Source organism: Streptomyces sp. NPDC023723, from assembly GCF_040639815.1.
Taxonomy (GTDB): domain Bacteria; phylum Actinomycetota; class Actinomycetes; order Streptomycetales; family Streptomycetaceae; genus Streptomyces.
The window spans coordinates 84547-105518 of the sequence record NZ_JBFAAP010000013.1; the positions used below are offsets into that span (position 1 = coordinate 84547).

General features: G+C 72.1%; 19 protein-coding genes. 15 read left to right on the forward strand and 4 right to left on the reverse strand.

Features of this window, described 5'->3' with window-relative positions:
- Nucleotides 1–15: 15 nt before the first annotated feature.
- Nucleotides 16–732 (forward strand): hypothetical protein, encoded by a 717-nt coding sequence (locus AB0G32_RS17010; protein ID WP_361163299.1) that lies wholly within the window; start codon nucleotides 16–18, stop codon nucleotides 730–732.
- A gap of 17 nt (nucleotides 733–749) precedes the next feature.
- On the opposite strand, the gene AB0G32_RS17015 is transcribed toward AB0G32_RS17010, so the two are convergent.
- Nucleotides 750–1769 (reverse strand): LacI family DNA-binding transcriptional regulator, encoded by a 1020-nt coding sequence (locus AB0G32_RS17015; protein WP_361163301.1) that lies wholly within the window; start codon nucleotides 1767–1769, stop codon nucleotides 750–752.
- 334 nt (nucleotides 1770–2103) lie between these two features.
- Here AB0G32_RS17015 and AB0G32_RS17020 point away from each other — a divergent pair, with 334 nt between their 5' ends.
- The 7 genes from AB0G32_RS17020 to AB0G32_RS17050 all read left to right on the forward strand — a co-directional run bounded on the left by AB0G32_RS17020 (nucleotide 2104) and on the right by AB0G32_RS17050 (nucleotide 11500).
- Nucleotides 2104–4044, forward strand: a complete 1941-nt coding sequence (locus tag AB0G32_RS17020; protein ID WP_361163303.1) for an acyl-CoA dehydrogenase family protein — start codon at nucleotides 2104–2106, stop codon at nucleotides 4042–4044.
- Between the two features lie 82 nt (nucleotides 4045–4126).
- Nucleotides 4127–5392, forward strand: coding sequence for a 1-deoxy-D-xylulose-5-phosphate reductoisomerase (gene dxr, locus AB0G32_RS17025; RefSeq protein WP_361163305.1), 1266 nt, complete (start codon nucleotides 4127–4129; stop codon nucleotides 5390–5392).
- An 8-nt stretch (nucleotides 5393–5400) separates the two neighbouring features.
- Nucleotides 5401–6693, forward strand: a complete 1293-nt coding sequence (locus tag AB0G32_RS17030) for a site-2 protease family protein (protein WP_361163441.1) — start codon at nucleotides 5401–5403, stop codon at nucleotides 6691–6693.
- A gap of 170 nt (nucleotides 6694–6863) precedes the next feature.
- On the forward strand, nucleotides 6864–8021 hold the full coding sequence (gene ispG, locus AB0G32_RS17035) for a flavodoxin-dependent (E)-4-hydroxy-3-methylbut-2-enyl-diphosphate synthase (protein ID WP_361163307.1): 1158 nt from the start codon (nucleotides 6864–6866) through the stop codon (nucleotides 8019–8021).
- A 244-nt stretch (nucleotides 8022–8265) separates the two neighbouring features.
- The gene (locus AB0G32_RS17040) at nucleotides 8266–9114 is read left to right on the forward strand and encodes a GNAT family N-acetyltransferase (RefSeq protein WP_361163309.1); all 849 of its coding nucleotides are present in this window, start codon (nucleotides 8266–8268) and stop codon (nucleotides 9112–9114) included.
- A gap of 73 nt (nucleotides 9115–9187) precedes the next feature.
- Nucleotides 9188–9721, forward strand: coding sequence for a GNAT family N-acetyltransferase (locus AB0G32_RS17045; protein WP_361163311.1), 534 nt, complete (start codon nucleotides 9188–9190; stop codon nucleotides 9719–9721).
- A gap of 75 nt (nucleotides 9722–9796) precedes the next feature.
- The gene (locus AB0G32_RS17050) at nucleotides 9797–11500 is read left to right on the forward strand and encodes a proline--tRNA ligase (protein WP_361163313.1); all 1704 of its coding nucleotides are present in this window, start codon (nucleotides 9797–9799) and stop codon (nucleotides 11498–11500) included.
- Nucleotides 11501–11741: 241 nt separating this feature from the next.
- Here AB0G32_RS17050 and AB0G32_RS17055 read toward each other — a convergent pair whose 3' ends face one another.
- Genes AB0G32_RS17055 through AB0G32_RS17065 form a run of 3 tightly spaced genes read right to left on the reverse strand, consistent with a single transcriptional unit; the run spans nucleotide 11742 to nucleotide 13687 of the window.
- Nucleotides 11742–12641 (reverse strand): aminoglycoside phosphotransferase family protein, encoded by a 900-nt coding sequence (locus tag AB0G32_RS17055; protein WP_361163315.1) that lies wholly within the window; start codon nucleotides 12639–12641, stop codon nucleotides 11742–11744.
- 42 nt (nucleotides 12642–12683) lie between these two features.
- Entirely contained in the window at nucleotides 12684–13154 is a 471-nt protein-coding gene (locus AB0G32_RS17060; protein WP_361163317.1) for a DUF4439 domain-containing protein, read from the reverse strand.
- Nucleotides 13151–13687 carry a hypothetical protein gene (locus AB0G32_RS17065; RefSeq protein ID WP_361163319.1) on the reverse strand — a complete coding sequence of 179 codons (537 nt, stop codon included), beginning with the start codon at nucleotides 13685–13687 and terminating at the stop codon, nucleotides 13151–13153. The genes AB0G32_RS17060 and AB0G32_RS17065 overlap by 4 nt, the downstream gene beginning before the upstream one ends.
- Before the next feature lie 217 nt (nucleotides 13688–13904).
- On the opposite strand from AB0G32_RS17065, the gene rimP reads away from it, so the two are divergent.
- The 7 genes from rimP (at nucleotide 13905) to truB (ending at nucleotide 20933) form a co-directional block, all read left to right on the forward strand.
- The gene (rimP, locus tag AB0G32_RS17070; RefSeq protein WP_361163321.1) at nucleotides 13905–14444 is read left to right on the forward strand and encodes a ribosome maturation factor RimP; all 540 of its coding nucleotides are present in this window, start codon (nucleotides 13905–13907) and stop codon (nucleotides 14442–14444) included.
- Between the two features lie 2 nt (nucleotides 14445–14446).
- Nucleotides 14447–15436 (forward strand): transcription termination factor NusA, encoded by a 990-nt coding sequence (gene nusA / locus AB0G32_RS17075; protein ID WP_361163323.1) that lies wholly within the window; start codon nucleotides 14447–14449, stop codon nucleotides 15434–15436.
- A 110-nt stretch (nucleotides 15437–15546) separates the two neighbouring features.
- Complete coding sequence (locus AB0G32_RS17080; protein WP_361163325.1) at nucleotides 15547–15822, forward strand: YlxR family protein; 276 nt, start codon at nucleotides 15547–15549, stop codon at nucleotides 15820–15822.
- Nucleotides 15823–15967: 145 nt separating this feature from the next.
- On the forward strand, nucleotides 15968–19090 hold the full coding sequence (gene infB / locus AB0G32_RS17085) for a translation initiation factor IF-2 (RefSeq protein WP_361163327.1): 3123 nt from the start codon (nucleotides 15968–15970) through the stop codon (nucleotides 19088–19090).
- A gap of 137 nt (nucleotides 19091–19227) precedes the next feature.
- Entirely contained in the window at nucleotides 19228–19521 is a 294-nt protein-coding gene (locus tag AB0G32_RS17090) for a DUF503 domain-containing protein (RefSeq protein WP_361163329.1), read from the forward strand.
- 36 nt (nucleotides 19522–19557) lie between these two features.
- Nucleotides 19558–20031 (forward strand): 30S ribosome-binding factor RbfA, encoded by a 474-nt coding sequence (rbfA, locus tag AB0G32_RS17095; RefSeq protein WP_361163331.1) that lies wholly within the window; start codon nucleotides 19558–19560, stop codon nucleotides 20029–20031.
- Entirely contained in the window at nucleotides 20028–20933 is a 906-nt protein-coding gene (truB, locus tag AB0G32_RS17100; protein ID WP_361163333.1) for a tRNA pseudouridine(55) synthase TruB, read from the forward strand. Before rbfA ends, truB begins: the two co-directional genes overlap by 4 nt.
- Nucleotides 20934–20972 lie beyond the last annotated feature (39 nt).

Consider the following 20972-nt stretch of genomic DNA (forward strand, 5'->3'; position numbering starts at 1 on the left):
ATGGAAGGGACGACCATGGCACTACGCAGCATCCCCCGCGGACTCCCCAGGGCCCTGCTGGCCCCCGCGCTCGCCCTCGGCGCCACCGTCGGCCTGGCCGCCGCCCCCGCCGAGGCCGCCGTCTGGAACTCCTGCGACCAGTGGGGCAACACCACCCTGAACGGCTACATCCTCTACAACAACATCTGGGGCTCCGGCGCCGGCAGCCAGTGCGTCTGGGCCAACTCCGGCACCAACTGGGGAGTCTGGGCCGACCACCCGGGCACCGGCGGCATCAAGTCCTACCCGAACAGCAAGAAGGTGATCAACAAGCCGATCACCTCACTGACCTCGCTCAGCAGCAGCTACAACGTCACGGTCCCGTCGTCCGGCGCGTACAACACCTCGTACGACATCTGGGACACCGACTACGACTACGAGATCATGCTCTGGGTCAACTACAACGGCGCCGTCGGCCCGCTCGGCACCGCCCAGGGCAGCGCCACCCTCGGCGGCCACACCTGGAACGTCTACAAGGGCAACAACGGCGCCAACGAGGTGTACTCGTTCCTGCGCACCTCCGACTCCACCGCCGGCACCGTCAACATCCTCCCGGTGCTGAAGTGGATCAAGGACACCAAGGGCTGGATGGGCAACGAGACCATCGGCGACGTGCAGTTCGGCTACGAGATCACCTCGTCGGCCGGCGGTCTGGACTTCGTCACCAACAACCTGACGGTCAGCGGCGGTTGACCCACCGCACCCCCGGGTCAGGGGCCGGTCCAGCCGGGGGCCGGCCCCGTACTCGCCCGTACCGTCAGCTCCGGCGGCAGCAGCACCACCTCGTCGCTGGCGCGTCCGCCGAGCTTGGCGACCAGTTGTTCCACCGCGTGCCGGCCCATCTCCTGGGCGGGGACGGCGACCGAGGTCAGCCGCACCGACGCCTGTGCGGCGACCTGCTCGGGGCAGACCGCCACCACCGACACGTCCTCGGGCACCGCCCGCCCCTGCTGCCGCAGCAGGGCGAGCAGCGGCTCGACCGCCGCCTCGTTCTGCACCACGAACCCCGTGGTGCCGGGCCGTTCGTCGAAGATCCGGGACAGGGTCAGCGCCATCGCGTCGTACCCGCCCTCGCACGGCCGGTGCAGCAGGCGCAGCCCCAGCTCCCGGGCCCGGGCCCGCAGCCCCTCCAGGGTGCGCTCGGCGAACCCGGTGTGCCGCTCGTACACCGCCGGCGCCTCACCTATGACGGCGATGTCCCGGTGGCCCAGCGAGGCCAGATGCTCCACGCACAGCGCGCCGGTGGCCCGGAAGTCGAGGTCGACGCAGGTCAGCCCGGAGGTGTCGGCGGGCAGCCCGATCAGTACGGACGGCTGCCCGGTGGCGCGCAGCAACGGCAGCCGCTCGTCGTCGAGTTCGACGTCCATGACGATCATCGCCTCGGCCAGCCCGCTGCCGGTGACCCGGCGCACCGCGTCGGGGCCCTCCTCGCCGGTGAGCAGCAGCACGTCGTAGCCGTGGGTGCGCGCGGTGGTGGCCACCGCGATGGCGATCTCCATCATCACCGGTACGTACATGTCGGTGCGCAGCGGGATCATCAGCGCGACGATGTTCGACCGGCTGCTGGCCAGCGCGCGGGCCCCGGCGTTGGGGTGGTACCCCAGCTGCCGGATGCTCTCCTCGACCCGCTGCCGGGTGGTGGTGGAGATGGACCGCTTGCCACTGAGCACATAGCTCACCGTGCTCGCCGACACTCCGGCGTGCTGGGCGACCTCGGCAAGGGTGACCATCCAGCTCTCCAAGCGATGTGAAGCGCTTCGACAAGCGCGCGAATCGGACCAGGGCGGGGCGAGGGTGATCCGACCCTAGCCCCAGGAAGAGCGGGGTGTCCATACATCGGCAGCCGTCGTCGAAGCGCTTCGACGCTCGATCGTACGCTCATCCGCTCATCGGCCGAATGGCCGCGCGAAGGGTGGCCGGGACGTCCGGAATCGGGTACATACGATCGAGTAGCACCGATCAGTAACGTACATCCCCCACATGTCACCCCACCCATCACTCACCCATCACCCCACCCATCGCCCCATACCTTCCTTTACGTGCCGAGACGCGGCGAGGTGCCCCATGTCCGCACCGACCACCCCTTCCTCCCGACCCACCGTCACCGAACACGAGGCCCGCCGGGTCGCCGAGGCGGCCCGCGACCAGGACTGGCGCAAACCCAGCTTCGCCAAGGAACTGTTCCTCGGCCGCCTCCGCCTCGACCTCATCCACCCGCACCCGCTCCCGGACGCCGAGGCGAGCCGCCGCGGCGAGGAGTTCCTCGCCGAGCTGCGCGACTTCTGCGAGACGCGGATCGACGGCGCGGTCATCGAACGCGACGCCCGCATCCCGGACGAGGTGATCGCCGGGCTGAAGGAACTGGGCGCCTTCGGCATGAAGATCGACACCAAGTACGGCGGCCTGGGCCTGACCCAGGTGTACTACAACAAGGCGCTCGCCCTGGTGGGTTCCGCGAACGCCGCGATCGGCGCGCTGCTCTCCGCCCACCAGTCGATCGGCGTACCGCAGCCGGTGAAGCAGTTCGGCAGCGCGGAGCAGAAGGAGCGGTTCCTGCCGCGCTGCGCCCGCACCGACATCTCCGCCTTCCTGCTGACCGAGCCGGACGTCGGCTCCGACCCGGCCCGGCTCGCCACCACCGCCGTACCGGACGGGGCGGACTACGTCCTGGACGGTGTGAAGCTGTGGACCACCAACGGCGTCGTCGCCGACCTGCTCGTCGTCATGGCCCGGGTGCCGAAGTCGGAGGGACACCGGGGCGGCATCACGGCGTTCGTCGTCGAGACCGCGACCGAAGGCGTCACGGTCGAGAACCGCAACGCCTTCATGGGCCTGCGCGGCCTGGAGAACGGCGTCACCCGCTTCCACCGGGTCCGGGTCCCCGCCGCGAACCGGATCGGCCCCGAGGGCGCCGGCCTCAAGATCGCCCTCACCACCCTCAACACCGGCCGCCTCTCGCTGCCCGCGATGTGCGTCGGCGCCGGCAAGTGGTGTCTGAAGATCGCCCGCGAGTGGTCGGCGGTGCGCGAGCAGTGGGGAAAGCCGGTCGCGCTGCACGAGGCGGTCGGCGCGAAGATCTCCTTCATCGCCGCCACCACCTTCGCCCTCGAAGCCGTCCTCGACCTCTCCTCCCAGATGGCCGACGAGGACCGCAACGACATCCGCATCGAGGCCGCCCTCGCCAAGCTCTACGGCTCCGAGATGGCCTGTCTGATGGCCGACGAACTGGTCCAGATCCGCGGCGGCCGCGGCTTCGAGACGGCCGCCTCCCTCGCCGCCCGCGGCGAACGCGCCGTCCCCGCCGAACAGGTCCTGCGCGACCTGCGCATCAACCGCATCTTCGAGGGCTCCACCGAGATCATGCACCTGCTGATCGCGCGCGAGGCGGTCGACGCCCACCTGTCGGTCGCCGGCGACCTGATCGACCCGGACAAGTCCCTCACGGACAAGGCGAGGGCGGGCGCGAACGCCGGTGTCTTCTACGCCAAGTGGCTCCCCAAGCTGATCGCGGGTCCTGGGCAACTCCCCACCGCTTACGGCGAGTTCAAGCATGAGATCGATCTCTCCCCCCACCTGCGGCACGTGGAGCGCACCGCCCGCAAACTCGCCCGCTCCACCTTCTACGCCATGTCCCGCTGGCAGGGCCGGATGGAGACCAAGCAGGGCTTCCTCGGCCGGATCGTCGACATCGGCGCCGAACTGTTCGCCATGAGCGCCGCCTGCGTCCGCGCCGAGCTGCTCCGCTCCCGCGGCGAGCACGGCCGCGAGGCGTACCAGCTCGCCGACGTCTTCTGCCGGCAGGCCCGCATCCGGGTCGACGAACTCTTCGGCCGGCTGTGGACCAACACCGACGACCTCGACCGCAAGGTGGTCAAGGGCGTCCTGTCCGGCACCTACGAGTGGCTGGAGCGCGGCGTCGTCGACCCGTCCGGCGACGGCCCGTGGATCGCCGACGCGACCCCGGGCCCGAGCACGAGGACGAACGTGCACCGTCCCATCAGGTGAGACGCGCCCCGGGCGGACGGCGCGCCCCCCGCCCGGGGGACGCGCTGTCCGCTCCGACAGCCGTTGGGGCAACAATGGGGGGATGACCGACAGCCCTGCCCCCCTCGCCGACCCGCACCTCGTCTACGACCCCGTGGCGACAGACGGCCCGAAGGACATCGTCATCCTCGGCTCCACCGGGTCGATCGGGACCCAGGCCATCGATCTCGTGCTGCGCAACCCGGACCGCTTCCGGGTCACCGCCCTGTCCGCCAACGGCGGCCGGGTCGCCCTCCTCGCCGAGCAGGCGTACCGGCTGGGCGTCCGGACCGTCGCGGTGGCCCGCGAGGACGCCGTACCGGCACTGCGCGAGGCCCTGCGGGCGCAGTACGGGACGGGGGAGCCGCTGCCCGGGATCCTCGCCGGACCGGACGCGGCCACCGAGGTCGCCGCCGCCGACTGCCACACCGTCCTGAACGGCATCACCGGTTCCATCGGACTCGCCCCCACCCTGGCCGCCCTGGAGGCGGGCCACACCCTCGCGCTCGCCAACAAGGAGTCGCTCATCGTCGGCGGCCCGCTGGTCAAGGCGCTCGCCAAGCCCGGACAGATCATCCCGGTCGACTCCGAGCACGCCGCCCTCTTCCAGGCGCTGGCCGCCGGCACCCGCGCCGACGTCCGCAAGCTGGTCGTCACCGCCTCCGGCGGCCCGTTCCGCGGCCGCACCAGGGAACAGCTCGCGGCCGTCACCGTCGACGACGCCCTCGCCCACCCCACCTGGGCGATGGGCCCGGTGATCACCATCAACTCCGCGACCCTGGTCAACAAGGGCCTGGAGGTCATCGAGGCGCACCTCCTCTACGACATCCCCTTCGACCGCATCGAGGTCGTCGTCCACCCCCAGTCCTACGTCCACTCGATGGTGGAGTTCACCGACGGCTCGACGCTGGCCCAGGCGACGCCGCCCGACATGCGCGGCCCCATCGCCATCGGTCTCGGCTGGCCCGAACGCGTTCCCGACGCCGCCCCCACCTTCGACTGGACCAAGGCGTCCACCTGGGAGTTCTTCCCCCTCGACAACGCGGCCTTCCCCTCGGTGAACCTGGCCCGCCGGGTCGGCGAGCTCGCGGGCACCGCCCCCGCGGTGTTCAATGCCGCCAATGAGGAGTGCGTCGAGGCGTTCCGCGCCGGCGCGCTGCCGTTCCTGGGCATCATGGAGACCGTCACGCGGGTGGTCGACGAACACGGCGCCCCGTCGACAACGCTGACGGGAACTTCCCTGACCGTCGCGGACGTCCTCGAAGCGGAGACCTGGGCGCGTACCCGAGCCCGGGAACTGGCGGCACAGACGGCGGAGGCCCGTGCATGACGACCCTGATGTTCATCCTCGGCATAGTCGTCTTCGCGGTCGGCCTGCTGTTCTCCATCGCGTGGCACGAGCTGGGCCACCTGTCCTGGGCCAAGCTGTTCGGCATCCGGGTGCCGCAGTACATGGTCGGCTTCGGCCCGACGATCTTCTCCCGCAAGAAGGGCGAGACCGAGTACGGGATCAAGGCCATCCCGTTCGGCGGCTACATCCGCATGATCGGCATGTTCCCGCCCGGCCCCGACGGCAGGGTGGAGGCCCGCTCCACCTCACCCTGGCGCGGCATGATCGAGGACGCCCGCTCGGCCGCCTTCGAGGAACTCCAGCCCGGCGACGAGAACCGCCTCTTCTACACCCGTAAGCCGTGGAAACGGGTCATCGTCATGTTCGGCGGCCCGTTCATGAACCTGATCCTCGCGGTGGCGCTGTTCCTCATCGTCCTGATGGGCTTCGGCATCTCCCAGCAGACCACCACCGTCAGCTCGGTCTCCCAGTGCGTCATCGCCCAGAGCGAGGACCGCGACAAGTGCACCGACGCCGACGCGCCCTCCCCGGCCGCCGCGGCCGGCCTCAAGGCCGGCGACAAGATCGTCTCCTTCGACGGCGTACGCACCGACGAGTGGGAGAAGCTCTCCGACCTGATCCGCGCCAACCCCGGCACCGACGTCCCGCTGGTCGTCGAGCGGGACGGCAAGGACATCACCCTGCACGCCGAGATCGCCACCAACAAGGTCGCCAAGAAGGACGGCAGCGGCGGCTACGTCCAGGGCGAGTACGTCACCGCCGGCTTCCTCGGCTTCAGCGCCGCCACCGGCATCGTCAAGCAGGACTTCGGCGACTCCGTGGTCTGGATGGGCGACCGGATCGGCGACGCCGTCGACTCGCTCGCCGCCCTGCCCAGCAAGATCCCCGCCCTGTGGGACGCCGCCTTCGGCGACGGACCGCGCGAACCCGACTCCCCGATGGGCGTGGTCGGCGCCGCCCGGGTCGGCGGCGAGATCTTCACCCTGGACATCCCGCCCACCCAGCAGCTGGCCATGGCCGTGATGCTGGTCGCCGGCTTCAACCTCTCGCTCTTCCTGTTCAACATGCTCCCGCTGCTCCCGCTGGACGGCGGGCACATCGCGGGCGCCCTGTGGGAAGCGCTGCGCCGCAACGTGGCGAAGGTGCTGCGCCGCCCCGACCCCGGCCCGTTCGACGTGGCGAAGCTCATGCCGGTGGCCTACGTGGTGGCGGGCGTCTTCGTCTGCTTCACCCTGCTGGTCCTGGTCGCCGACGTGGTGAACCCGGTGAAAATCTCCTAGCCACCCAGCATTCACGACGGCCCGGCACGCTTGTGCCGGGCCGCCTTCCTTCGAGTGTGTTTACGGCGACTGAATGTGCCCGGCCCGAGCCCGGTGCCGTAATCTCGAATGATCGGAGCCCGCCGCTGACGGGACCGGACCTTGATCCACGACTTGGGGTTGCACAGCAGATGACTGCGATTTCTCTCGGCATGCCGTCCGTTCCGACCAGGCTCGCCGAACGCCGGAAGAGCCGGCAGATCCAGGTCGGCTCGGTGGCCGTGGGCGGCGACGCCCCCGTGTCGGTGCAGTCGATGACCACCACCCGCACCTCCGACATCGGCGCCACCCTCCAGCAGATCGCCGAGCTGACCGCGTCCGGCTGCCAGATCGTCCGGGTGGCCTGCCCCACCCAGGACGACGCCGACGCGCTGCCGGTCATCGCGCGCAAGTCGCAGATCCCGGTCATCGCCGACATCCACTTCCAGCCCAAGTACGTCTTCGCCGCCATCGAGGCCGGCTGCGCCGCGGTCCGGGTCAACCCCGGCAACATCAAGCAGTTCGACGACAAGGTCAAGGAGATCGCGCAGGCCGCCAAGGACCACGGCACTCCGATCCGGATCGGCGTGAACGCGGGCTCGCTGGACCGCCGCCTGCTCCAGAAGTACGGCAAGGCGACCCCCGAGGCGCTGGCCGAGTCCGCGCTGTGGGAGGCGTCGCTCTTCGAGGAGCACGGCTTCCGGGACATCAAGATCTCCGTCAAGCACAACGACCCGGTCGTCATGGTCGAGGCCTACCGGCAGCTCGCCGCCCAGTGCGACTACCCGCTGCACCTCGGCGTCACCGAGGCCGGCCCCGCCTTCCAGGGCACCATCAAGTCGGCCGTCGCGTTCGGCGCGCTGCTCTCCCAGGGCATCGGCGACACCATCCGGGTCTCCCTCTCCGCCCCGCCGGTCGAGGAGGTCAAGGTCGGCAACCAGATCCTGGAGTCGCTCAACCTGCGCCAGCGCGGCCTGGAGATCGTCTCCTGCCCGTCCTGCGGCCGCGCCCAGGTCGACGTCTACAAGCTGGCCGAAGAGGTCACCGCCGGCCTCACCGGCATGGAGGTCCCGCTCCGCGTCGCCGTCATGGGCTGTGTCGTCAATGGCCCCGGCGAGGCCCGCGAGGCCGACCTCGGCGTCGCCTCCGGCAACGGCAAGGGCCAGATCTTCGTCAAGGGCGAGGTCATCAAGACCGTCCCCGAGTCCAAGATCGTCGAGACCCTCATCGAGGAGGCCATGAAGCTGGCCGAACAGATGGAGGCGGCCGGCGTGGCTTCGGGGGAGCCCTCGGTGGCGGTGGCCGGCTGAGCGGGTCGGACCGACCAGCCCGGCCGGTTGCTGTCAGCCCGTCTGGGAGTGCCCCCTCTGGGGGAGTTTGACGACGAGGCCCGTCCAGGGCCGACAGCGGGGATCCGGGGGCGGCAGCCCCCGGAGACGGCACGGCAGCCGACAGCCACCGGCAAGGCAACGGCAACGACAACGCGGGGCGACGCCGCTCAGCCTCCGCGGGTACAGTGCGGAGATCAGCAGACCCCAGGGTGAGGCCCCGCACGTGTTGACGCAGACCACCTCCCGGGTCCTCGAACCGAGCGACCTGAACGCCGCGCTCGCCGTCCTCGACCGCGAGCCGGTCACGAACGCCTTCGTGACCTCCCGGGTGCAGGTCGCCGGTCTCGACCCGTGGCGGCTCGGCGGCGAGATGTGGGGCTGGTACGAGGACGGCATGCTGACGTCCCTGTGCTACGCGGGCGCCAACCTGGTCCCCATCTGCGCCACCCCGCGCGCCGTGCGCGCCTTCGCCGACCGCGCCCGCCGGGCCGGCCGGCGCTGCTCCTCCATCGTCGGCCCCGCCGAGTCCACCACCCAGCTGTGGCGGCTGCTCGAACCCAACTGGGGCCCGGCCCGCGAGGTACGGCGCCGCCAGCCGCTCATGGTCACCGACCGGATGCCCGCCGACATCGCCCCCGACCCGCACGTCCGCCGGGTCCGAAAGGACGAGATGGACGCGATCATGCCGGCCTGTGTGGCGATGTTCACCGAAGAGGTCGGCATCTCCCCGCTGGCCGGCGACGGCGGCCTCCTCTACCAGGCCCGGGTCGCCGAACTCGTCGGCGCCGGCCGCTCCTTCGCCCGCTTCGACGCCGACGGCCGGGTCGTCTTCAAGGCCGAGATCGGCGCCGCCACCGACCGGGCCTGCCAGATCCAGGGCGTCTGGGTCGCCCCCGAACACCGCGGCAAGGGCCGCGCCGCGCCCGGCATGGCCGCGGTCCTGCGCTACGCGCTCACCGACATCGCCCCCACGGCCAGCCTCTACGTCAACGACTTCAACACGGCGGCCAGGCGGACCTACCGCAGGGTGGGTTTCCAGGAGGTCGGCGCCTTCATGAGCGTCCTGTTCTGAAACGCGTCCCGGGCGGGAACCACGACGCCCCCGCACCCGGAAATCAACACGAACCCCCCTGTAGGCTCCCCGCATGGACGTAGTGATCGGCCCCCTGGACCTCGCCGCCCACGTCGACGAGGCCCTGGCCGTCCAAGCCGCCGCCTTCGGACTCGGCCCCGACGAGGTCGCCGTCCGCCGCCAGATCGTCCTGCGCCACATGACCCACCCCGGCGCCCGCGCCCTCGGCGCCATCACCCCCGCCGGACACCTGGCCGGCTTCGTCTACGGCATGCCCAACGACCGTGCCCACTGGTGGTCCACGATCGTCGAGCCCTACCTCCGCGCCCAGGGCAACGACGCCTGGCTGGACGACTCCTTCGTCATCACCGAACTGCACGTCCACCCCGCCCACCAGAACCTCGGCGTGGGCCGCGCCCTGATCACCACCATCACCGACGGCGCCGCCGAACCCCGCTCGATCCTCTCCGCGATCGACACCGACAGCCCCGCCCGCGGCCTGTACCGCTCCCTCGGCTACCAGGACCTGGCCCGCCAGGTCCTCTTCCCCAGCGCCCCCAAGCCGTACGCCGTGATGGGCGCCCCCCTCCCGCTGCTCCGCCGATAACCGATTTCCGCCCCTCGCGACCGCCCGGCTAGTCTCGTTCGTCACCACCCTTACTTCGCAGGAGACACGAGAACCATGGCGAACGCACCGGTCCAGCGCATGTCGAAGTTGTTGGCGAAGACGCTGCGCGACGACCCGGCCGACGCCGAGGTCCTCAGCCACAAGCTGCTGGTCCGGGCCGGCTACGTCCGCCGCACCGCCGCCGGCCTGTGGAGCTGGCTGCCGCTCGGCAGGAAGGTGCTCGCCAACGTGGAGCGCATCGTCCGCGAGGAGATGGACGCCATCGGCGCCCAGGAGGTGACGCTCCCCTCGCTGCTGCCCCGCGAGCCCTACGAGGCGACCGGCCGCTGGCAGGAGTACGGCCCCGAGCTGTTCCGGCTCCAGGACCGCAAGGGCGGCGACTACCTGCTCGGCCCCACCCACGAGGAGATCTTCACCCTGCTGGTGAAGGACCAGGCGTCCTCCTACAAGGACCTGCCCGTGATCCTCTACCAGATCGCCAACAAGTACCGCGACGAGGCCCGCCCCCGGGCCGGCATCCTGCGCGGCCGCGAGTTCCTGATGAAGGACTCCTACTCCTTCGACACCGCCGACGAGGGCCTCGCCGAGTCCTACGCCCTGCACCGCGCCGCCTACCAGCGGATCTTCGAGCGCCTCGGCCTGGACTACCGCATCTGCGCGGCGACCGCCGGCGCGATGGGCGGCTCCAAGTCGGAGGAGTTCCTCGCCCCCGCCGAGGCCGGCGAGGACACCTTCGCCGACTGCCCGAACTGCGACTACGCCGCCAACACCGAGGCGATCACCTTCGAACTGAAGCCGGTCGACGCCGCACAGGTCCCCGCCCTCGAAGAGATCCCCACCCCCGACACCCCCACCATCGAGACGCTCGCCGCCTCGCTCGGCGTCCCCGCCTCCGCCACCCTGAAGAACCTGCTGGTCAAGGTCGACGGTGAGATCGTCGCCGTGGGCGTGCCCGGCGACCGCGAGGTCGACCTCGACAAGGTGGAGGCGCACTTCGCGCCCGCGCCCGTCGAACTGGTCACCGCCGAGGACTTCGTCGGCCGCCCCGACCTGGTCCGCGGCTACGTCGGCCCGCAGGGCCTCGGCGAGAAGGTCACCTACATCGCCGACCCGCGGGTCGCGCCCGGCACCGCGTGGATCACCGGCGCCAACAAGGAGCACACCCACGCCAGGAACGTCGTCGCGGGCCGCGACTTCGAGGCCGACGCGTACGTCGACGTCGTGGTCGTGCGGGAGGGCGACCCCTGCCCCAAGTGCGGCACCGGCCTCAAGCTGGACCGCGCCATCGAGATCGGCCACATCTTCCAGCTCGGCCGCAAGTACGCCGACGCCCTCAAGCTCGACGTCCTCGGCCAGAACGGCAAGCCGGTCCGGGTGACGATGGGCTCCTACGGCATCGGCGTCTCCCGCGCGGTGGCCGCCCTCGCCGAGCAGCACGCCGACGACAAGGGCCTGGTGTGGTCCAAGGAGGTCGCGCCGGCCGACGTGCACGTGGTCGCCGCGGGCAAGGCCGTCCAGACCGAGCTGGCCCTGGACATCTCCGAGCAGCTCGCCGCCGCCGGGGTCCGGGTCCTGGTCGACGACCGGGCCGGGGTCTCCCCGGGCGTGAAGTTCACCGACGCCGAGCTGATCGGCGTACCGCAGATCCTGGTGGCCGGCCGCCGCTCCGCCGAGGGCGTCGTCGAACTGAAGGACCGCCGCACCGGCGAGCGCGAGGAACTCCCGGTCGAGCAGGCCATCGCCCGCCTCACCAACTGACCGCAGGACTCCCGAGCGCGGACAGCCGCGAGCGGCGGGAAGGGGACGGGCCGGGGGTGTCCGCCCGCAGCGGTTGGCGCGTCAACCCGGTTCACCCCGTAGGAGACCGATTCCGCGCCGTTCCGAGGACGGACACCCCCGGCCCGGCCCCGACCCACAAGACCACGCGACGCGCTACGCGCACCCCCACCGGCGGGCCAGGGGCCGCCGCAGGCACCCCGCCCACCACCCGAGGCACCCCTCAAAGCCAGCCCGCGAACTCCAACAGCAGCTCCGCGTCCTGGGACCGGCCCACCCGGGCCGCCCGAACCCCCGACTCCACGGCCCGGAACAGGGTCCAGCCGCGCAGCCGGTCCCGGTCGACCTCCAGGGACTCCGCGAGCCGTTTGATCCGCCGGCGGACCGTCGACGCCCCGGACGGCTGGGCGATCAGGTCCTCCACCCGGTCCCGGACCAGCCGGGCCAGGTCGAAGGCCGGCTCGCCCACCACCGGGTCCGGGCCCACCGCCAGCCACGGCATCCGGTCCCCGGCGAGCACCTTGCTCTGCCGGAACGTGCCGTGCAGCAGCCGCTCCTGCGGCGGCCCGGCCAGCAGTTCCTCGCGGACCGCCAGCGCCGCGTCCACCAGCGGCGCCGCCTGCGGGTCGGCCCCGGCCCCCGCGCGCATCGCCGCCGCCTGCCGCCCGGTCCGCCCGGCCACCGTCTCGAAGGGGTGGTCCGCGGGCGGCGCCACCCACAGCCGCCGCAGCGTGCCCGCCGCCTCCAGCAGCGCCCGCGCCTCCGGCAGCGACCGCACCGACACCTCCGGGTGCAGCCGCTCCAGCAGCAGTACGCCCTCGGTCACGGGCGGCTCCAGCAGCCGTACGGCGCCCCGGCCGGCCCAGTGCGCCAGCGCCGCCCGCTCGCTCTCCGGCCGCGCCCGCGGCGGGGCCAGCTTCAGCACCGCGGGCGTCCCGTCGGGGGTCCGCACCAGCACCACCAGGCTGCCGCGCCCGCCGGGCACCTGCACCCGCTCGACGGTCAACCCGCGTAGAGCGACGGCCCGGCGAGCCGCCTCGGGCAGGCCGGCCAGCCAGGCGTCACCGTCCGGTGCCGTCTCACCGAGCGCCTTGACCAGACGCCGCGGCGGTTCGAAAGCCATGCGCGAGCCGTTCCCTTCCCGTGCGGGTGTTCCCCCTGCGTGTCAGGCGGTCGGTGCCGCCGACGCCGCCCCGGCGCCGGACCGCTCGGCGAGCCCAGGGAAGGCTACGCTCCCGCCGCGCCAGCGCACCGCGCGGACCGCCGCCTCCCGCAGCGCCTCGGCCGCCGCCCTGCGCCGGTCCCCGTCGGCCGCCCGCACCAGGTCCGAGTAGACCCCGGCCACCCGCTCCTCCAGCTCCGCCGCCAGCCGCGCCGCCGCGGCCGCGTCGGGCACCGGGAAGGGCAGCGCGTACCCGGCTCGGGCGGCGACCGGGGTCGCCCCCAGGTCGCGAACCTCGCGCCCCAGCGCGTCCCGCCGCGCCCGGTGCGCGTCGTACGCCGCCTGTGCCTCGGTACGCCGGTCCGTTCCCACCCGGCCGCCGACCACCCCGTAGCCGTAGACCGCCGCGTGCTCGGCGGCCAGGGCCGCCTGGACCGCCTTGAGCTCCCGCTTCTTCTCGGACTCGTCGCTCACCGGTCGCCCTCCGTCAGCAGATACACGTGCGCCGAGCCCGCCGCGGCCACCGAGGCCAGCAGCCGGGCCAGTTCGCCCGGCACCTCGCCCAGGGCCGCGAGCCGCCGGTCGGACAGCTTCCGCTCGGCGGTGGCGAGCAGGGCCAGCGCGTCCTGCTCGGCCGCCGGTACCGCGTCGGCGGCCGCCCCGTCCGGTCCCGCGGCCCGCGCCGAACCGGACGGCGAGGCGGCGGCCGACGGGGACGCCGTACCGGTCCCGCCGAACGCCGCCGCGTGCCGGACCACCTCCGCCCGCAGCGGACCGAGCCGCGCCGCCAGCGCCGGATGCGCGGCGAGCACGGCGTCGTACCGCCCGGCCAGCTCCGTACTGTCCCGGGCCGCCCGCGCGCGGGCCCGGTCGGCCGCCTCGGAGGTGGCGTCCGGACCGCCGGAATCGGCGGAACCGGTGCAGCCGGCCAGCAGCGCCGCTCCGGCGACGGTGGCAAGCAGACTCCTACGGCGCGGCGGGCGCGACCATGAGGGCAACGACGACACGGCAGACGTCCTCGGCAGGCTCGTACGAAAAGCGGCGGGAAGGGGAGGCGGGCGCCCGGCACGGCGCGCCTTGATCACCGTACCCGGGCGGCCGCCCGGCACCACTCAGCGGCACCGCCGCACCCAGGTGGACGGCAACACCCTCCGCGACCGGATACCCTTTGACCAGACACGCGACCCATCCCACAACAGCACACGCGGCCGAGGAGTCACCCGGATGAGCACCACCCAGAGCGAGAGGCTGCGACACCTGCTGGAACCGCTGGTCGCCTCCCAGGGTCTGGATCTGGAAGAGATCGCGGTGGACTCGGTCGGACGCAAGCGTGTGCTGCGCGTCGTCGTCGACTCCGACGCCGGAGCGGATCTGGACGCGATCGCCGATGTGAGCCGCGCGCTCTCGGCGAAGCTCGACGAGAGCGACGCGATGGGCGAGGGGGAGTACACCCTCGAAGTGGGCACCCCGGGCGCCGAGCGCGACCTGACCGAGCACCGCCACTACGTACGCGCCGTCGACCGCCTGGTGCGGTTCCAGCTCACCGCGGGCGGCGAGCTGACCGCCCGCGTCCTCGGCGTGGACGACGACGGACTCGACCTCGAAGTACCCGGCGTGAAGGGCCGCAGGGCCACCGCCCGCAGACTCGCCTTCGACGACATCGCCAAGGCGCGGGTCCAGGTCGAGTTCAACCGCAAGGACAAGCAGGGCGAGCGGGACGAGCAGGACAAGGACGACATGAAGGAAGAAGAGGAGGAGGCGTAGCCGTGGACATCGACATGAGTGCCCTGCGGGGCTTGGTGCGGGAGAAGGAGATCTCCTTCGACCTGCTGGTCGAGGCGATCGAGTCGGCCCTCCTCATCGCCTACCACCGCACCGAGGGAAGCCGCCGCCACGCGCGCGTCAGGCTCGACCGGGACTCCGGTCATGTGACCGTGTGGGCGAAGGAGGACCCGGACGACCTGGAGGAGGGGCAGCAGCCGCGCGAGTTCGACGACACCCCGTCGGACTTCGGCCGGATCGCCGCCACCACCGCCAAGCAGGTCATCCTCCAGCGGCTGCGGGACGCCGAGGACGACGCCACGCTCGGCGAGTACGCCGGCCGCGAGGGCGACATCGTCACCGGCGTGGTCCAGCAGGGCCGCGACCCGAAGAACGTGCTGGTCGACATCGGCAGGCTGGAGGCCATCCTGCCGGTGCAGGAGCAGGTCCCCGGCGAGACCTACCCGCACGGCACCCGGCTGCGGTCCTACGTGGTCCGGGTGGCCAAGGGCGTGCGCGGCCCGTCCGTGACCCTCTCCCGCACCCACCCGAACCTGGTGAAGAAGCTGTTCGCGCTGGAGGTCCCGGAGATCGCCGACGGCAGCGTCGAGATCGCCGCGATCGCCCGCGAGGCCGGCCACCGCACCAAGATCGCGGTCCGCTCCACCCGGTCCGGACTCAACGCCAAGGGCGCCTGCATCGGCCCGATGGGCGGCCGGGTCCGCAACGTGATGGGCGAGCTGAACGGCGAGAAGATCGACATCGTGGACTGGTCGGACGACCCGGCCGACATGGTGGCGAACGCGCTCTCGCCGGCCCGGGTCACCAAGGTGGAGGTCGTCGACCTGGCGGCCCGCTCCGCCCGGGTGACCGTGCCGGACTACCAGCTGTCGCTGGCCATCGGCAAGGAGGGCCAGAACGCCCGGCTCGCCGCCCGGCTGACCGGCTGGCGCATCGACATCCGCCCGGACACCGAGCAGCAGCCGTCCGAGTGAGGGAATAGATCCAAGCCGCCCGGACGCTGAGATCACGACAGGTTCCGGGCGGCGAGTGTTCGATTCTTGCCCCACAGGGGTGAGGTCGTCGCGGGGAGGTAGACTTAGCGGTGTCTGGCCGGACGCATGCTCGTGCATGCCCTGAACGCACCTGTGTGGGGTGCCGGGAGCGAGCGGCCAAGACCGGACTGCTGCGCACCGTGGCGGTCGGAGGCGAATGCGCCCCCGATCCACGCGGTACGCTGCCCGGCCGGGGTGCGTACGTTCACCCCACCCAGGTCTGTCTCGACCAGGCGGTACGCCGCCGGGCGTTCCCGAGGGCACTGCGCGTCCCGGGACCGCTCGACGTAAAGGCGTTGCGCCAGTACGTCGAGCAGACACAGTAAGACGTGCCGTACGGAACCCCGTGCGGCCTGGTACCTCGCGAGTCGAAAGCAGGTCGAGATTGCGATGAGCACTCGATGAGTACGCGATGAGTACGCCCATGAACTAGCGACGGTCCGGACGCAACCCGGACCTCAAAGGAGCGAAGTGGCTAAGGTCCGGGTCTACGAACTCGCCAAGGAGTTCGGTGTCGAGAGCAAGGTCGTCATGGCCAAGCTCCAGGAACTCGGTGAATTCGTCCGTTCGGCGTCTTCGACGATCGAAGCGCCTGTCGTACGCAAACTGACTGACGCCTTCCAGCAGGGCAACGGGAACGGCCGGTCCGCCGGCAAGCCCGGCGCGCCCCGCAAGGCAGCCCCCAGGCCCGCGGCGCCCTCCCCGGCGCAGTCGGCCCCCCGTCCGGGTCCGGCCGCGCCGAAGCCGGCCGCCGCGCCCAAGCCCGCGGCCGCCCAGCAGCCGTCGGCCCCCGCGGCACCCTCGGCGCCCGCGGCCCCCGCCGCGTCCTCGGCCCCCGCGCCGTCGGCGTCCGGCCCGCGTCCGGGCCCCAAGCCCGCGCCGCGTCCGGCTCCGGCCGCGCCCGAGTTCACCGCGCCGCCCGCGGCGGCGGCTCCCGCCGCCCCCGCCCCGTCCGGGCCGAAGCCCGGCGGCGCCCGTCCCGGCGCTCCCCGTCCCGGCGCCCGGCCCTCCGGTCCCGGCCAGGGGCAGGGTCAGGGCCAGGGCCAGCAGGGTGGCGGCCAGGGCCGCTCCGGCGGTGCCCGTCCCGGCGCTCCGGCGCCGCGTCCCGGCGGCCGGCAGTCCGGCCCGCGTCCGGGCAACAACCCCTTCACCTCCGGCGGCAACGCCGGTATGGCCCGTCCGCAGTCGCCGCGCCCGCAGGGCGGCGGCCCGCGTCCCGGCCCCGGCGGTCCCGCCGCCGGTGGTCCGCGTCCGCAGGCCGCGGGCGGCCAGGGCGGCGGTCCGCGTCCGCAGGCTCCGGGCGGCAACCGTCCGAGCCCGGGCTCGATGCCCCGTCCGCAGGGCGGCGCGGCCGGTCCGCGTCCCGGCGGCGGCCCGCGTCCCAACCCCGGCATGATGCCGCAGCGTCCCGCGGCCGGACCCCGTCCCGGCGGTGGCCCCGGCGGCGGTCGCGGTCCCGGCGGTGCCGGTCGTCCCGGCGGCGGCGGTCGTCCGGGCGGCGGCGGCTTCGCCGGCCGTCCCGGCGGTCCCGGTGGCGGCGGCGGTGCCGGTCGTCCCGGTGGCGGCGGCGGTTTCGCCGGTCGTCCCGGTGGTGGCGGCGGCTTCGGCGGCGGCGGTGGCCGTCCCGGCTTCGGCGGCCGTCCCGGCGGTCCCGGTGGCCGTGGTGGCACGCAGGGCGCCTTCGGCCGTCCCGGCGGTCCGGCGCGGCGCGGTCGCAAGTCGAAGCGGCAGCGGCGCCAGGAGTACGAGGCCATGCAGGCCCCGTCGGTCGGCGGCGTGATGCTGCCTCGCGGCAACGGCGAGGCCATTCGCCTGTCGCGCGGTGCCTCGCTCACCGACTTCGCGGAGAAGATCAACGCCAACCCGGCGTCGCTCGTCGCGGTCATGATGAACCTCGGCGAGATGGTCACGGCCACCCAGTCCGTCTCCGACGAGACGCTCCAGCTCCTCGCCGGCGAGATGAACTACACGGTTCAGATCGTCAGCCCGGAGGAGGAGGACCGCGAGCTTCTCGAGTCCTTCGACCTGGAGTTCGGCGAGGACGAGGGGTCCGAGGAGGACCTGGTCGTCCGTCCGCCGGTGGTCACCGTCATGGGTCACGTCGACCACGGCAAGACCCGGCTGCTCGACGCCATCCGCAAGACCAACGTCATCGCGGGCGAGGCCGGCGGCATCACCCAGCACATCGGTGCCTACCAGGTCGCGACCGAGGTCAACGACGAAGAGCGCAAGATCACCTTCATCGACACCCCGGGTCACGAGGCGTTCACCGCCATGCGTGCCCGTGGTGCCCGGTCGACGGACATCGCGATCCTCGTCGTCGCCGCCAACGACGGCGTCATGCCGCAGACGGTCGAGGCGCTCAACCACGCCAAGGCCGCCGAGGTGCCGATCGTCGTCGCGGTCAACAAGATCGACGTCGAGGGTGCCGACCCGACCAAGGTGCGCGGTCAGCTGACCGAGTACGGCCTGGTGGCCGAGGAGTACGGCGGCGACACCATGTTCGTCGACATCTCCGCCAAGCAGGGTCTGCACATCGACTCGCTGCTGGAAGCGGTCATCCTGACCGCGGACGCCTCGCTCGACCTGCGGGCCAACCCGCACCAGGACGCGCAGGGCATCTCGATCGAGTCCCGGCTCGACCGCGGCCGCGGCGCCGTGGCGACGGTGCTCGTGCAGCGCGGCACCCTGCGGGTCGGCGACACGATGGTGGTGGGCGACGCCTACGGCCGGGTCCGCGCCATGCTCGACGACAACGGCAACAACGTGCCGGAGGCGGGTCCCTCGACGCCGGTCCAGGTCCTCGGCCTGACCAACGTCCCGGGCGCCGGCGACAACTTCATCGTGGTCGAGGAGGACCGTACGGCCCGCCAGATCGCGGAGAAGCGCGCGGCCCGCGAGCGCAACGCCGCGTTCGCCAAGCGCACCCGCCGGGTCTCCCTGGAGGACCTGGACAAGGTGCTCAAGGCCGGCGAGGTCCAGCAGCTCAACCTCATCATCAAGGGTGACGCTTCTGGTTCCGTCGAGGCGCTGGAGTCCTCGCTGCTCCAGCTGGACGTCGGCGAAGAGGTCGACATCCGGGTCCTGCACCGCGGCGTCGGTGCGGTCACGGAGTCCGACATCGACCTGGCGATGGGATCCGACGCCATCGTGATCGGCTTCAACGTGCGCGCCGCCGGGCGTGCCGCGCAGATGGCCGAGCGCGAAGGCGTGGACGTCCGGTACTACTCGGTCATCTACCAGGCGATCGAGGAGATCGAGGCGGCCCTCAAGGGCATGCTCAAGCCGGAGTACGAAGAGGTCGAGCTCGGCACGGCGGAGATCCGCGAGGTCTTCCGCTCGTCCAAGCTGGGCAACATCGCGGGTGTGCTCATCCGCTCCGGCGAGGTCAAGCGCAACACCAAGGCGCGCCTCCTGCGCGATGGCAAGGTCATCGCGGAGAACCTCAACATCGAGGGTCTGCGTCGCTTCAAGGACGACGTCACCGAGATCCGCGAAGGCTTCGAGGGCGGTATCAACCTCGGAAACTTCAACGACATCAAGGTCGACGACGTCATCGCGACGTACGAGATGCGCGAGAAGCCGCGCGTCTGACCGGCGCAGCACGCGATCGGGGCCGATCGGCGGGACTTATTTCCGTCGATCGGCCCCGGCCGTTGCGTGTACGGTTCCGGTATCGGCGTCCGAGCACGGCGCCCGTACCCCGAACCGGCGGGACATCCGGATCACACATGTACGTGGGGACGCTGTCCTTCGACCTCCTCCTCGGCGACGTCCACTCGCTGAAGGAGAAACGCTCTCTCATCCGCCCGATCGTGGCCGAGCTCCAGCGCAAGTACGCGGTGAGCGCGGCCGAGACGGACAACCAGAACCTCCACCGCCGGTCCGAGATCGGGCTCGCGGTGGTCTCCGGGGACACGGGACACCTCACCGACGTACTGGACCGCTGCGAGCGCCTGGTCGCCGCGCGGCCCGAGGTGGAACTGCTCTCCGTTCGACGCAGAATCCACAGCGACGAAGACTGAAGCAAGCAGCAGGACAGTTACGAAGGAGACGGACCAGTGGCCGACAACGCGCGGGCCAAGAGGCTGGCGGACCTCATCCGGGAAGTGGTGGCCCAGAAGCTGCAGCGCGGGATCAAGGACCCGCGGCTCGGCTCCCACGTCACCATCACGGACACCCGGGTCACGGGTGACCTCCGGGAGGCGACCGTCTTCTACACGGTCTACGGCGACGACGAGGAGCGGGCGGCCGCCGCGGCCGGCCTGGAGAGCGCCAAGGGCATCCTGCGCTCCGAGGTCGGCAGGGCGGCGGGCGTGAAGTTCACCCCGACCCTCGCCTTCGTCATGGACGCCCTGCCGGACACCGCCAGGAACATCGAGGACCTCCTCGACAAGGCCCGGCAGTCCGACGCCAAGGTGCGCGAGGTGTCCGCGGGCGCCCGCTACGCCGGCGAGGCGGACCCGTACCGCAAGCCGGGCGAGGACGACGAGGGCGACGAGGCGGCCGACGAGACGGACGACACCGCTAAATGACCGACAAGCACACCACGCCCGACGGCCTTGTCATCGTCGACAAGCCGTCGGGCTTCACTTCGCACGACGTGGTCGCCAAGATGCGCGGCATCGCCCGCACCCGGCGCGTCGGGCACGCCGGCACGCTCGACCCGATGGCGACGGGCGTCCTGGTGCTCGGCGTGGAGCGGGCCACGAAACTGCTCGGGCACCTCGCCCTCACCGAGAAGGAGTACGTGGGGACCGTCCGGCTCGGCCAGACCACCCTGACCGACGACGCCGAGGGCGAGATCACGGGGCGCGCCGACGCCTCGAAGGTCACCCGGGAAGCGATCGACGCCGGGATCGCCGAGCTGACCGGCGCCATCATGCAGGTGCCGTCGAAGGTCAGCGCCATCAAGATCAACGGGGTGCGCTCCTACAAGCGGGCGCGCGAGGGCGAGGAGTTCGACATCCCGGCCCGCCCGGTCACCGTCTCGTCCTTCACGGTCTACGACGTCCGCGCGGACACCGCCGAGGACGGCACCCCCGTCCTCGACCTGGTGGTGTCGGTGGTCTGCTCCTCCGGTACGTACATCCGGGCGCTCGCCCGCGACCTCGGCGCCGGCCTCGGCGTCGGCGGCCATCTGACCGCGCTGCGCCGCACCCGGGTCGGGCCGTACCGGCTGGACGCGGCGAAGACGCTGGACCAGCTCCAGCAGGAACTGACGGTCATGCCGGTCGCCGCGGCCGCCGGCGCGGCCTTCCCGCGCTGGGACGTGGACGAACGGCGGGCCCGGCTGCTCCTGAACGGCGTACGGCTGGAGATGCCCGAGACGTACGCGGGCGCCGGCGCGGTGGCCGTCTTCGGCCCCGGCGGCGGCCTGCTCGCGCTGGTCGAGGAGCAGCGGGGGAAGGCCAAGAGCCTGGCCGTCTTCGGCTGAGGGCGGTTCGGCCGGGGGGCGTTCGTGCCGCCCGTGGAG

What these genes read in the sequence shown, in the direction of transcription:
- dxr (WP_361163305.1), top strand. Translation starts at nt 4,127, where the DNA reads ATGACCGACAGCCCTGCCCCCCTCGCCGACCCGCACCTCGTCTACGAC.
- AB0G32_RS17045 (WP_361163311.1), top strand. Translation starts at nt 9,188, where the DNA reads ATGGACGTAGTGATCGGCCCCCTGGACCTCGCCGCCCACGTCGACGAG.
- AB0G32_RS17015 (WP_361163301.1), bottom strand. Translation starts at nt 1,769, where the DNA reads ATGGTCACCCTTGCCGAGGTCGCCCAGCACGCCGGAGTGTCGGCGAGC.
- rimP (WP_361163321.1), top strand. Translation starts at nt 13,905, where the DNA reads ATGAGCACCACCCAGAGCGAGAGGCTGCGACACCTGCTGGAACCGCTG.
- AB0G32_RS17010 (WP_361163299.1), top strand. Translation starts at nt 16, where the DNA reads ATGGCACTACGCAGCATCCCCCGCGGACTCCCCAGGGCCCTGCTGGCC.
- AB0G32_RS17055 (WP_361163315.1), bottom strand. Translation starts at nt 12,641, where the DNA reads ATGGCTTTCGAACCGCCGCGGCGTCTGGTCAAGGCGCTCGGTGAGACG.
- AB0G32_RS17090 (WP_361163329.1), top strand. Translation starts at nt 19,228, where the DNA reads ATGTACGTGGGGACGCTGTCCTTCGACCTCCTCCTCGGCGACGTCCAC.
- truB (WP_361163333.1), top strand. Translation starts at nt 20,028, where the DNA reads ATGACCGACAAGCACACCACGCCCGACGGCCTTGTCATCGTCGACAAG.
- AB0G32_RS17050 (WP_361163313.1), top strand. Translation starts at nt 9,797, where the DNA reads ATGGCGAACGCACCGGTCCAGCGCATGTCGAAGTTGTTGGCGAAGACG.
- ispG (WP_361163307.1), top strand. Translation starts at nt 6,864, where the DNA reads ATGACTGCGATTTCTCTCGGCATGCCGTCCGTTCCGACCAGGCTCGCC.
- AB0G32_RS17030 (WP_361163441.1), top strand. Translation starts at nt 5,401, where the DNA reads ATGTTCATCCTCGGCATAGTCGTCTTCGCGGTCGGCCTGCTGTTCTCC.
- AB0G32_RS17020 (WP_361163303.1), top strand. Translation starts at nt 2,104, where the DNA reads ATGTCCGCACCGACCACCCCTTCCTCCCGACCCACCGTCACCGAACAC.